The 12,025-nt window shown below is 66.8% G+C and carries 13 protein-coding genes; 3 read left to right on the top strand and 10 right to left on the bottom strand.

Annotated features, from left to right (window positions below; translation table 11 throughout):
- Window positions 1-98: 98 nt before the first annotated feature.
- The 9 genes from paaK to paaA form a co-directional block, all read right to left on the bottom strand.
- Entirely contained in the window at window positions 99-1,412 is a 1,314-nt protein-coding gene (gene paaK, locus ACZ5YA_RS31685; protein ID WP_059379295.1) for a phenylacetate--CoA ligase PaaK, read from the bottom strand.
- Window positions 1,413-1,523: 111 nt separating this feature from the next.
- Window positions 1,524-1,994 (bottom strand): hydroxyphenylacetyl-CoA thioesterase PaaI, encoded by a 471-nt coding sequence (gene paaI / locus ACZ5YA_RS31680; RefSeq protein WP_059379296.1) that lies wholly within the window; start codon window positions 1,992-1,994, stop codon window positions 1,524-1,526.
- 2 nt (window positions 1,995-1,996) lie between these two features.
- Window positions 1,997-2,785, bottom strand: coding sequence for a 2-(1,2-epoxy-1,2-dihydrophenyl)acetyl-CoA isomerase PaaG (gene paaG, locus ACZ5YA_RS31675; protein WP_464091708.1), 789 nt, complete (start codon window positions 2,783-2,785; stop codon window positions 1,997-1,999).
- A gap of 14 nt (window positions 2,786-2,799) precedes the next feature.
- Window positions 2,800-4,464 carry a phenylacetic acid degradation protein PaaN gene (paaN, locus tag ACZ5YA_RS31670; protein ID WP_059379298.1) on the bottom strand — a complete coding sequence of 555 codons (1,665 nt, stop codon included), beginning with the start codon at window positions 4,462-4,464 and terminating at the stop codon, window positions 2,800-2,802.
- Between the two features lie 48 nt (window positions 4,465-4,512).
- On the bottom strand, window positions 4,513-5,601 hold the full coding sequence (gene paaE, locus ACZ5YA_RS31665; protein ID WP_464091707.1) for a 1,2-phenylacetyl-CoA epoxidase subunit PaaE: 1,089 nt from the start codon (window positions 5,599-5,601) through the stop codon (window positions 4,513-4,515).
- A 13-nt stretch (window positions 5,602-5,614) separates the two neighbouring features.
- The gene (gene paaD, locus ACZ5YA_RS31660) at window positions 5,615-6,121 is read right to left on the bottom strand and encodes a 1,2-phenylacetyl-CoA epoxidase subunit PaaD (protein WP_059379300.1); all 507 of its coding nucleotides are present in this window, start codon (window positions 6,119-6,121) and stop codon (window positions 5,615-5,617) included.
- Window positions 6,118-6,882 (bottom strand): 1,2-phenylacetyl-CoA epoxidase subunit PaaC, encoded by a 765-nt coding sequence (gene paaC, locus ACZ5YA_RS31655; protein ID WP_059379301.1) that lies wholly within the window; start codon window positions 6,880-6,882, stop codon window positions 6,118-6,120. Before paaC ends, paaD begins: the two co-directional genes overlap by 4 nt.
- A gap of 15 nt (window positions 6,883-6,897) precedes the next feature.
- Window positions 6,898-7,182, bottom strand: a complete 285-nt coding sequence (gene paaB / locus ACZ5YA_RS31650; RefSeq protein ID WP_006388300.1) for a 1,2-phenylacetyl-CoA epoxidase subunit PaaB — start codon at window positions 7,180-7,182, stop codon at window positions 6,898-6,900.
- 177 nt (window positions 7,183-7,359) lie between these two features.
- A complete protein-coding gene (gene paaA / locus ACZ5YA_RS31645; RefSeq protein ID WP_059379302.1) occupies window positions 7,360-8,349 on the bottom strand; it encodes a 1,2-phenylacetyl-CoA epoxidase subunit PaaA in 990 nt (329 codons plus the stop codon).
- Window positions 8,350-8,522: 173 nt separating this feature from the next.
- Here paaA and paaX point away from each other — a divergent pair, with 173 nt between their 5' ends.
- Window positions 8,523-9,452 carry a phenylacetic acid degradation operon negative regulatory protein PaaX gene (paaX, locus tag ACZ5YA_RS31640; protein ID WP_059379303.1) on the top strand — a complete coding sequence of 310 codons (930 nt, stop codon included), beginning with the start codon at window positions 8,523-8,525 and terminating at the stop codon, window positions 9,450-9,452.
- A gap of 15 nt (window positions 9,453-9,467) precedes the next feature.
- Here the strand turns inward: paaX and ACZ5YA_RS31635 are convergent, their stop codons facing one another.
- Entirely contained in the window at window positions 9,468-10,094 is a 627-nt protein-coding gene (locus ACZ5YA_RS31635; RefSeq protein WP_464091706.1) for an NAD(P)H-hydrate epimerase, read from the bottom strand.
- A 181-nt stretch (window positions 10,095-10,275) separates the two neighbouring features.
- Between ACZ5YA_RS31635 and ACZ5YA_RS31630 the strand changes: the two genes are divergently transcribed.
- Window positions 10,276-11,637 (top strand): acyclic terpene utilization AtuA family protein, encoded by a 1,362-nt coding sequence (locus ACZ5YA_RS31630; RefSeq protein WP_464091705.1) that lies wholly within the window; start codon window positions 10,276-10,278, stop codon window positions 11,635-11,637.
- Window positions 11,638-11,649: 12 nt separating this feature from the next.
- Window positions 11,650-11,976: a DUF4387 domain-containing protein gene (locus ACZ5YA_RS31625; protein ID WP_013392433.1), complete on the top strand. Its 327-nt coding sequence runs from the start codon at window positions 11,650-11,652 to the stop codon at window positions 11,974-11,976.
- Window positions 11,977-12,025: the final 49 nt, after the last annotated feature.

Below are 12,025 nucleotides of genomic sequence, written 5' to 3'. Positions count from 1 at the left end.
CGTGGGGGCCCTTTTTCCCCGCCGGGCCGCCCCAAGGGGAAAACGCCCCCTCGGGGGGCAGCTAGCCCGCGTAAGCGGGCGCGGCGTGGGGGCCCTTACTATTTCGGCCGCTTGTCGATCACGCGGCGCGCCTTGCCGGTCAGCGTGCGTTCCACATGGCCCGCGTCCGACACCTGGATGCGCGCGCTCACGCCGATGTGCGTCTTCACGGCATGCTGCAGCTGCTTGCCCAGATTCGTACGGTCCGCATCCGACAGCGTCGAGAATTCGGCGCGCAGTTCGGTCAGGATTTCCAGCTCGTCCATATTGCCGGTGCGCGACAGCACCAGCTGGTAATGCGGCGCCAGCTGGGCGATCTTCAGGACCAGTTCCTCGACCTGGGTCGGGAACATGTTCACGCCGCGCACGATCAGCATGTCGTCGCTGCGGCCAGTGATCTTGCCGATGCGGCGCATGCTGCGCGCGGTGGGCGGCAGCAGGCGGGTCAGGTCGCGGGTGCGGTAGCGGATGATGGGCATCGCTTCCTTGGTCAGCGAAGTGAACACCAGTTCGCCCGGCTCGCCGTCAGCCACGGGCTCGCCCGTGTCCGGATTGATGATTTCCGCGTAGAAATGGTCTTCCCAGACCACCGGACCGTCCTTGGTCTCGACGCATTCGCTGGCCACGCCCGGCCCCATCACTTCGGACAGGCCGTAGATGTCGACGGCGTCGATGCCGGCTTCGGCCTCGATGTCGGCGCGCATCTGCCCGGTCCAGGGTTCGGCGCCGAAGATGCCGATGCGCAGCGAGCTTTGACGCGGATCAATCCCCTGGCGGCGCTGTTCCTCCAGAATATTGCAGAAGTAGGAGGGCGTGACCATGATGATGTCCGGACGGAAATCGTTGATCAGCTGCACCTGTTTTTCGGTCTGTCCGCCCGACATCGGAATGACCGTGCAGCCCAGGCGTTCGGCGCCGTAATGCGCACCCAGGCCGCCCGTGAACAGGCCGTAGCCGTAGGCCACGTGCACCGTGTCGCCGGGCTTGCCGCCCGCCGCGCGGATCGAGCGCGCCACCAGGTTGGCCCAGTTGTCCAGGTCGCCCTTGGTGTAGCCCACCACGGTCGGCTTGCCGGTGGTGCCGCTGGACGCGTGGATGCGCGAAATGCGCTCGCGCGGCACGGCGAACATGCCGAAGGGATAGTTCTCGCGCAGTTCCTTCTTCGTGGTGAAGGGGAACTTCGAGATATCGGACAGCTGCTTCAGGTCGTCAGGGTGTACGCCGGCTTCATCGAAAGCCTTCTTGTAGTGCGGCACGTTGTCGTAGGCGTGCTTGAGCGACCACTTCAGGCGCTCGAGCTGCAACGCGCGCAGCTCATCCTGGCTGGCATGCTCGATGGGGTCCAGCCCCGGCTTGCTCATGGTGTTGGACATGGTTATCTCTCTCCTGAAATTCTCTCTGCGCGGGGCCTGATCGCGGCGGGCATATGCCCTGCCCGCTCGCTGCCCGGCCCGCGGCCGTATAGCTTTGGTTGGCTGGCTGCCTCAAGCGTCCGCGGGAACGCCGACGATCTGGCCCTTGATGCGGTAGGAACGGCCGCGGAACAGCGCCACGTTGCGTCCGTCCTGGTTGGTGACGGTGACGTCATAGACGCCGGTGCGGCCGGCCAGCGAGCGCTCCTGCGCCACCGCGGTCAACAGATCGCCTTCGAAGCCCGGGGCCAGATAGTCGATGGTGCAGCCCGAAGCGACGGTGCTGACGTTGCGCGAATTGCACGAAAAGGCGAACGCGCTGTCCGCCAGGGCGAAGATGAATCCGCCGTGGCAGGTCTTGTGGCCGTTCAGCATGTCGGGACGCACGCGCATGGTCAGGCGCGCGTAGCCCGGCGCCATTTCCTCGACTTTCATGTCCAGGCCCTGCGACGCCGCGTCGCCCGCGTACATGACGGTGCCGACGGCTTGCGCCAGCTCCTGGGGATCGGCCGGCACTTCGACCTCGGGAACGTGTGCGTTCATTCTTATTGCCCCTTGAATTGCGGTTCGCGCTTGCCCAGGAAGGCGGCCACGCCTTCCGCATAGTCCGCGCTGCGGCCGAGTTCGCGCATCATGTCGCGCTCCAGGTCCAGCTGCGTGGACAGGTCATTGCCCAGGCTGGCCTGCATGGCCCGCTTGGTGAACGCCAGGCCCTTGGTCGGCGCCTTGGCGAAATGCTGCGCCAGGCGTTCCAGCGTCGCATCGAATTCCTCGTCCGCCACGCATTGCCAGATCAGGCCCCACTCTTCGGCCTGCTTGGCGCCGAGCTTGTCGCCCAGCATGGCCAGGCCCATGGCGCGGGCGCGGCCCACCAGGCGCGGCAGCACGAAGGTGCCGCCGGTATCGGGAATCAGCCCGAGGCGGCAGAACGACTGGATGAACGTGGCCGAAGCCTTGGCGATGACGATATCGCCGGTAAACGCCAGGTTGGCGCCCGCGCCGGCGGCCACGCCGTTCACGCCCACCACGACGGGCATGGGCAGGGCGTTCACGCGGCGCACCAGCGGTCCGTAGAACTTGTCGACGGTCTCGCCCAGGTCGGGCGGCGTGCCGTCGGCGGCGGGCTTGCGCTCGCTCAGGTCCTGGCCGGCGCAGAAGCCGCGGCCCGCGCCGGTCAGCACCAGCACGCGCGCGCCTTCGGTCTCCACGCGCGTCAACGCGTCGGCCACTTCGCCGTGCATGTTGGCGGTGAAGCTGTTCAGCTTGTCGGGACGGTTCAGCGTCAGGCGCGCGATGCCGCCCGACAGGTCGAATTGGATATCCTGGTAGCTCATGTCAGCGGCCCCGTTCAGACATGGCGGCGGGTTTGCACCACGCGGAAACGGTTGGACACGAAGGCCGAATCCGACAGCGCGGCGTTGGCGGCCGGGTTGGCGCCGGTGCCGTGGAAGTCGCTGAAGGCGGCGGTCTGGTTGACGAACACGCCGCCCGTCAGGTTCAGCGACAGCGACACGCCCGAGACTTCCGCAGCGTCCTGCACCTGGTCGGCGACGGCGTCGCTGGTGGTGTAGGCCGACAGAGACAGCGCGCCATGCTTGATCACGCTGTCGCGCGCCAGCTGGATGCTGTGGGTGGTGGAGTCGGTGGCGACCACGAAGGCGATCGGACCGAACCATTCCTGGCTGATGGCGGCGTTGCCGGCCTCCGTGCGCAGCAGGAGCGGCGTGCGGACGCGGGCGTTCTCGAACTGCGGGTGCGTCAGCGCCTTGCTGTCGGCCACCACCGGCAGGCCCAGCGCGCGGGCCTTCTCGATGCGCTCAACGATGCCTTCGTTCTGGATCGCGCCGGTCAGTTCGACGGCCTTGGCCGCATCGGCGCCGACCTTCTCGACCGCGGCGCCCAGGGCGGCGGCGACCTCGTCGAAGCTGACGCGGCCTTCCGGCGTCTGGATGCCGTCGCGCGGCACGTAGATGTTCTGCGGCGCGGTGCACATCTGGCCCGAATACAGGGCCAGCGAGAACGCCAGGTTGCGGGCCACGCCCTTCAGGTCGTCGGTGGAGTCGATGATGACCTGGTTGACGCCGGCCTTCTCGGTGTAGACCAGCGCCTGGCGGGCGTTGTTCTCCAGCCAGTCGCCATTGGCGGTGCTGCCGGTGAAGTCGACGATCTTGACGGCCGGGTCCAGCGCCAGCTTCTGCGCGGTGTCATCGCCGGCTGCATGCGCGGCCAGCAGGACGACGTCCGGATCGAAGCCCGCTTCCTGCAGCACTTCGCGCGCCACCTTCACGGTGATGGCCAGGGGCAGGATGGCGCCGGGGTGCGGCTTGACGATGACGGTGTTGCCGGTGGCCAGGCTGGCGAACAGGCCGGGGTAGCCGTTCCAGGTCGGGAAGGTGGAGCAGCCGATCACCAGCGCGACGCCGCGCGGCACCACGGTGAACTGCTTTTCCATGCGGATCGGGTCATTCTTGCCTTGCGGCTTTTCCCAGACGGCGACGCCGGGGATGCGCGACATTTCCTGCCAGGCGTAGGTCACGGCTTCGAAGCCGCGGTCCTGCGCGTGCGGGCCGCCGGCCTGGAAGGCCATCATGAAGCCCTGGCCGGTGGTGTGCTGGACCGCGTAGGCGATCTCGAAGCTGCGCTTGTTCAGGCGGGCCAGGATTTCCAGCGACACGCCCACCCAGGCGCGCGGGCCGGCGCGGCGCCAGTCTTCCAGCGCGCGCTTGGAAGCGGCGATCAGCTTGTCGGCGGGGACGTGCGGATAGGTGATGCCCAGGTCGAAGCCGAACGGCGATTTTTCGCCGCCCACGGTACCGTCGGCGTCGTGCAGGTTCAGCGGGAAAGGCTTGCCTTGCAGCGCCTCAAAGGCCGCGCGGCCCTCGTCGTTGGCGGTTTCGCCATAGTTGCGGGGGCTGGGCGACTCGGCAAAGGGGCTCCAGTAGCCGCGCAGGGAGGCGGCGGCCATGGCTTGTTCCAGCAGGGGCTGATGGCGTTCGAAGAATTGTTGGGACACTGCGTCTCTCCAAATGGATATGGTTTTATCTGCCTGGCGCGGGCCGGGTCAGGTTTCCTGGTCGAAGTCGATGACCAGGCGGTCGCTGACCGGAAAGCTCTGGCAGCTCAGGATGAACCCGCGCGCCACTTCGTAGTCTTCCAGGGCGAAGTTGGCGTCCATGTCCACCTCGCCTTCGATGACCTTGCAGCGGCAGGTGGAACACACCCCGCCCTTGCACGAATACGGCAGTTCGATACCTTGCGCCAGCGCCGAATCCAGCACGCTGTCTTTATTCTTTTCAATCACGAACATACGGCTGTGGCCGTCCTGCACCACGGTCACCTCGCACTGGCCCTTGCCGCGCGCCTGGCGGGCGTCCTGGCCGGTGCGCAATGCGCGCGGCCCCTTGGGCGCGCCGAAGAGTTCGAACTTGATGTTCGACTTCGGAATGCCGCGGGCCTGCAGCCGCTCGACCACGCTTTCGGTCATGGTCTGCGGACCACAGACAAAAGCGTAATCGATATCCTCGGGACTCATCCAGGCCGACATCAGCTGGTCGACCTTGTCGCCGTCCAGGCGGCCGTTGAAGAGTTCGATGTCCTGGGTCTCGCGGCTCATGATGTAGACCAGCGAGAAGCGCTCCATGTAGAGGTTCTTCAGGTCTTCGATCTCTTCGCGGAACAGCACCGCGGACGAGGCGCGGTTGCCGAAGAACAGCGTGAACTTGCTGTTGGGCCCGGTCGACAGCGCGGTCTTGACCAGGGAGAACACCGGCGTGATGCCGCTGCCTACGGCAAACGCCACATAGTGGCGCTTGTTCTCGGGGGAAAAATCGACGGTGAAGTTGCCGGCCGGCGCCATGACTTCCAGGGTCTGGCCGGGCTGCAGCTCATGGTTGGCCCAGCTGGAGAAGACGCCCTCGTCCACCTTCTTGATGGCCACGCGCAGCAGCTTGTCGTCGGGCGCGGAACAGATGGAATAGGAGCGGCGCTGTTCCTGGCCGTTGAGCTCGGTGCGCAACGTCAGGTACTGGCCCGGCTGGAAGGCGAACTCTTGCGCCAGCGTCTCGGGCAGGTCGAAGGTCACGACCACGGCGTCGCGCGTGTTGCGCGCCACCGAAGCCACCGTCAAGGAATGGAATTGGTTCTGGCTCATTGCGAAACCGCTCTCAGTGAGTCTTGAAATAATCGAAGGGTTCGCGGCAAGACACGCAGCGATACAGCGCCTTGCACGACGTGGACCCGAAGTTGCTGACCAGGCGCGTGTCTTTCGAGCCGCAGCGCGGGCAGGCGATGGCGGGGCCCGCCGCACGCCGGCTGATGCCCGAGATGTCGACGGCGCGTTCGGCGGGCGCGGCGATGCCATAGCCCTTGAGCGCCTCGCGTCCCTTCTCGCTCATCCAGTCGGTGGTCCAGGCTGGCGCCAGGCGGGTTTCCACGCGGACCTCGGCGATGCCGTGGCGGGCCAGCGTCTGCTGGATATCCTGCGTGATCTCGCGCATGGCCGGACAGCCGGAGTACGTGGGCGTGATGACCACGACACAGGCCTCGCCGTCCCAGGACACGTCCCGCACCACGCCCAGATCCACCACGGACAGCACGGGGATCTCCGGATCGGGGACCTCCTGCAGCCAGGCGTAGACCTGGTCGGCGGAAACGGGCGCCAGCGCGTTCACCAGGTGGCTCCCGGATAGGCGCGCGGCAGGAACTGCATTTCGGCGAGCACGTAACCCAGTTCCTCGGTGTGCTTGCCCTGGCGTCCGCCGCGGTGCGCCAGATGGTTGGCGGCGGCTTCGTCGGGCACGGTCAGCGTGGCTTCTTCCAGCACTTCGCGCACGTGCGCCAGCCAGGGCTCGCGCAAGGCCGACAGCTCGCAGCCGATGCCGCGGGCGGCGACGTCCAGGTCCACGGCGTCGTCGGCGAACAGTTCGCCGGTGAAACGCCACGCGTCATCGATGGCCGCCTGCATCTTGGCATGGCTTTCCGCCGTGCCGTCGCCCAGGCGCACCACCATGTCCGAGGAACGGCGCACGTGGTAGGTCACTTCCTTGATGGCCTTGGCCGCGATGCCGGCGACGCGTTCGTCGCTCGACTTTTCCAGGCGCTGCAGCAGGAAGTAGTGCCAGACGTCGAACAGGAACTGGCGCGCCATGGTGTCGGCGTAGTTGCCGTTGGGGCGTTCGGCCAGCAGCACGTTGTGGAACTGGTGCGCGTCGCGCAGGTAGGCCAGCGCGTCTTCGTCGCGTCCGGCGCCTTCGACCTCGCCCGCCAGCGTCAGCCACATGCGGGCCTGGCCCAGCAGGTCGAGCGCGGTATTGGTCAATGCCAGGTCTTCTTCCAGGATCGGGCCGTGGCCGGTCCAGGCGCCCAGACGCTGCGACAGGATGAGCGAGGAATCGCCCAGGCGCAGCAGGTATTCAAACAGAGTCTTGTCCATGTCTCCCCCGCCGTCTTACATGTGCTTGATTTCTTCGGGCATCGGGAAGAACGTGGGATGCCGGTAGACCTTGCTGTTGGCCGGTTCGAACAGCGGATCCTTGTCGCCGGGGCTGCTGGCCGAAATGTCGGAGGCGCGCACCACCCAGATGCTCAGGCCTTCGTTGCGGCGCGTGTAGACGTCGCGGGCGTGGTTGATCGCCATTTCGGCGTCGGGCGCGTGCAGGCTGCCGACGTGCTTGTGCGCCAGGCCGTGCTGGCTGCGGATGAACACTTCCCACAGGGGCCAGTCTTTGCTCATGATGGATGTCCTTGAATGCCGGGCGCGCGCGGCGCGCCCTGATCTGCAATGGTTAAAAGAGTGAGTCCGGAAACCCAGCCACCGGAGCCGCAGCGCGGCCGCGCGGAGCCGGCTTTGCCGGTCCGCAGTGGCGCCCCCTTAAGGAGGAAGCGCGCAGCGCTTCGGGGGTGGGTTTCATCACGCGGCTTTGCGCTCTGCCTGCTTGTCGGCGTAGGCGACCAATGCGTCGCGTACCCAGGCGCCGTCCTCGTGCGCCTTGACGCGCGCGGCCAGGCGTTCGCGGTTGCAGGGGCCGTTGCCCTTGAGCACCGCGTAGAACTCGGACCAATCGATTTCGCCGAAATCGTAGTGGCCGCGCTCGGCGTTCCACTTCAGATCGGGATCCGGCACCGTCAGGCCCAGGTATTCGGCCTGCGGCACGGTCTGGTCCACCATTTTCTGGCGCAGTTCGTCGTTGGAGAAGAGCTTGATCTTCCAGGCCATGGACTGGGCGCTGTTGGGCGAGTCGGCATCCGAAGGACCGAACATCATCAGCGCCGGCCACCACCAGCGGTTCAGCGAGTCCTGCACCATCGCCTTCTGCTCGGGCGTGCCGTGCAGGCACATCTGCATCAGCAGGTCGTAGCCCTGGCGCTGGTGGAAGGACTCTTCCTTACAGACGCGCACCATGGCCCGCGCATAGGGGCCGTAGGAACAGCGGCACAGCGGGATCTGGTTGATGATGGCCGAGCCGTCGACCAGCCAGCCGATCATGCCGATGTCGGCCCAGCTGAGCGTGGGGTAATTGAAGATGCTGGAGTACTTGGCGCGGCCGGCGTGCAGATCGTCGATCAGGTCGTCGCGCGACACGCCCAGGGTTTCCGCGGCGCTGTACAGGTAGAGGCCATGGCCGGCTTCGTCCTGGACCTTGGCCAGCAGGATGGCCTTGCGCTTGAGCGAAGGCGCGCGGGTGATCCAGTTGCCTTCGGGCAGCATGCCCACGATTTCAGAGTGCGCGTGCTGGGAAATCTGGCGCACCAGCGTCTTGCGGTAGGCGTCCGGCATCCAGTCCTTGGCCTCGATGCGGACGCCGTCGTCGATCCGGCGTTGGAACGTCTGTTCCCGGCCTTCGAGCTGGTCCGCGGTCTTGACCTGCTTGACGCCGGTTTCGACGAGTTGAGCGTACATGTCTGTCTCCTTGAAGACGGTTTGCGAAAACGCAAAGCAAACGTTCCGCAGTGCCGTCATGTCATAGGCGGATTATTTAATACAAAAAATTCATTGTCAAACTCAAATCTGTATCACATTGGATTTATGTATCATATTGCGGATCCCGATATCGGCCGCCCCGGCCCCCTCTAATGGCAAACCCTCAGTCGCCCCTGGACCGCTTTCTGTCACGCCTGATCAAGAACGATCCGCCGCGCGCAAAATCGCTCTGCGTCAGCCTGCTCGGGGACGCATTGGCGCCGCACGGCGGCGCCATCTGGCTGGGCGACCTGATCGAGCTGCTGGCCCCGCTAGGCATCAATGAACGCCTGCTGCGCACCAGCGTGTTCCGCCTGGTGGCGCAGAACTGGCTGCAATCCGAACGCCACGGACGGCGCAGCCTCTACCTGATTTCCGAGCAGGGCCTGCGCCACACCGCGCATGCCTCCCAGCGCATCTATGTCGGCCCGCCCCAGGAATGGAACGGCGAGTGGACGCTGGTCGCACTGCCGCGCACCGGCAACGGGCTGGCCGAGCGCGCCGAGTTGCGCCGGGAGCTGGTCTGGGAGGGCTTCGGCATGATCGCGCCCGGGCTGTTTGCCCACCCGCACACCGAGGCGAGCGCCGCGCACGACATCCTGGAAAAGCTGGGCATCCCCGACCGCGCCCTGGTGCTGTCGGCGCGCGACCTGGCCGGCGCCGGCGGTCTGCCGATAGCCAGCCTGGCCTCGCAATGCTGGAACCTGGACGAGCTGGCCGAGCAGTACCGCCAGTTCGCCAAGAATTTCGGTCCGCTGGAAAAGCTGCTGGAAACCCCGCCCGCGCCTGCCGAGGCGTTCATCGTGCGCGTCATGCTGCTGCACAGCTGGCGCCGGATCGTGCTGCACGATCCGCAACTGCCGGGCCCCATGCTGCCCGACGACTGGCCCGGCCATGCCGCCCGCGAGATCTGCGGCCGCATCTACTGGCAGGTGTTCGACGCGTCGGAAGCGCATCTGGATGCGCTGGCCGGCCGCGACAACGAGCGCTACGCGCCGCTGGCAGCCGACATCGCCTCGCGCTTCGGCGGCAAGCCCGCGTAAGGCGAATCCTTCGGGTCAGGCCGCCGGGGCGATGGTCACGCCCAGCGTGTCCACTGCCGACACGCCGCAGGCGTCGCGTCCCGGCCCCGGCAGTTCCAGCCCCCTCGCCCGGCCGATGAAAGACAGGGTCCAGCGCGCCCGGATCGGCCGCCCCAGGGCCTCGCCGCTATCGGCGTCGATGCCGCTGGGCACGTCCAGCGCCAGCACCGGCACGTTCCAGGCGTTGACCGTGTCCACCAGCGCCTGCCAGTCCGCGCCCAGCGGGCGATTCAAGCCGATGCCGAACAGGCCGTCGATGACCAGTTCCGGCACGAAACCCGGCTGCAGCGCTGACCAGGTTTCACCGCCCGCGGCCTGCCAGCCGGCATAAGCGCGGGCGGCATCGGGCGGCAGGCGCTGCGCCCCCGATGGCAGCAGCACGCGCACGTCATGCCCCATGGCGCGCAGGCCGGCCGCGGCTTCCAGCGCATCGCCGCCATTGTTTCCAGGCCCCGCCAGCGCCAACACCACCGTCCCCGGCCGGATCCGCGCTGCCGCGTAACGGACCGCGGCCGCCCCCGCCAGGGGCATCAAGCTTCGGCCGGCTGCCAGGGCCTGGCGTTCGGCGTCGCGGATGCTGGCGACTGAGTATGAGAATGGCATGGCCTATCTATGCGTGAAATTAACGCATTGCGTGAAAATTTACCCGCAGATCGGGAGGGATTGCGCCACTGGCCCCGCGAATTCGCGGGATTTTCGCTTCCTGCCAGTTGGCACGCATCTTGCGTTGTAGTCATTGCCGGTACGAGCGAGACCGGACGACTCAACTGAAGAGACTACACCCATGCGTTCCATGAGCATCATCTGCCCGAACGGGCACTTAGGATTCGCCCCCTTGCGCACCGAGAGCTTCCAGCTCGGCGTCGCCGCCGGGCCGGACTGCATCGCCGCCGACTCGGGCAGCGACGACGTGGGTCCCGTGCCGCTGGGCTCCGATACCTCCACCAGCCCGCAAGCCTGGCAGCGCCACGACCTGGAACAGATGCTGCTGGCCGCGCGCAAGCTGGGTGTGCCCATGGTCATCGGCTCGGCCGGCGACACCGGCTCCAACAGCCGCGTCGACCTGTATGTGCGCCTGATCAAGGAAATCGCCGCCGAGCACAAGCTGGCTCCGTTCAAGATCGGCTACTTCTATTCCGAAGTCGACAAGGAGCGCGTGCGCCGCGCGCTGCGCGCGGGCCAGCAGGTGGCGGGCCTGGACGGCTACGCCGACCTGACCGAGGCCGAGCTGGATGCCAGCGACCGCATCGTGGCCGTGGCCGGCGTGCATCCCTACATCAAGCTGCTGGAAGCCGGCGCGGACGTGGTCATCGGCGGCCGCAGCTCGGACGCCGCCGTGTTCGCCGCCCCGGCCCTGCACCAGGGCTACGATGCCGACCGCGCCTATTACCTGGGCAAGGTGCTGGAGTGCGCCTCGTTCTGCGCCGAACCCTACGGCGGCAAGGAAACCGTGATGGGCGAGATCTCGGCCGAGGACGTGCGCGTCACCGCCATGCATCCCGACCAGCGCTGCACCATCGCGTCAGTCGCGGGCCACGCGATGTACGAGCGCTCCAATCCGTACGAAGAATTCTTCGCCGGCGGCCGGCTCGACATGGCCGAATGCCGCTACGAGCAACTGAGCGAAAATACCACCCGCATCACCGGCTCGCGCTTCGAGCCCGCCGCCCAGGTGCGCGTGAAGCTGGAAGGCTCCGGCAAGGTCGGCGAACGCTACATGGGGCTTTGCGGCATACGCGATCCCTACACCATCGCCAACGTGGACCGCGTCATCGCCTGGGCGCGCGACAAGGTGCGCGAACGCTTCGGCGACTCGGGCTACGAGCTGCACTACAAGGTCTACGGGCGCGACGGCGTCATGGGCGACCTGGAGCCGCTGCGCGACCAGCCCGGCCATGAGCTGTGCGTCATGGTTCAGGGCGTGGCGCCGACCGCCGAAATGGCCGAGGAGCTGACGCTCACGGGCCTGCGCCAGATGTTCTACGCCCGCCTGCCCGACGTGAAAGGCACGGCCGGCTCGGTGTCGTTTCCGCTGGACGAAGTGGTGCGCACCAGCGCCGCCTACCGTTGGACCCTGAACCACACGCTGCCGGTGGAAGACGCCGGCGAACTCTTCCCGACCCACCTCACCGAGGCTGGCGCCTGAGCCGGCAAGACCATGAGCACCCAGAAACTCAGCACCCTGGCCAAGACCATCCGCAGCAAGAACGCGGGCGTGAACAAGATCACCTTCGACATCATCTTCCGCGAGCCGGCGACCTACGAGGCGGTCAAGCGCTCCGGCGCGCTGACGCGCGCCAGCATGGCCGCCCTGTACCGCATCGACGACAGCCGCATATCGGACTTCGTGCATTACGATCCCGGCCTGGCCATCAAATTCACGATCTACCGGCTGGCTCCCAGCGGGTCCGCGGGCGACGGCGACATCTTCGGCGCGCAGCAGTATGCGCCGCTGCTGGACGTCGCAGTTCCCATGCCGGACTGAACGCCGCGGGCGCCGCGTCCGGCGCCCGCTCCAACCTCCGCTCTCCTAG

This window comes from Achromobacter sp. JCM 18799, assembly GCF_055395645.1.
This window is presented reverse-complemented; position numbering and strand designations above follow the sequence as displayed.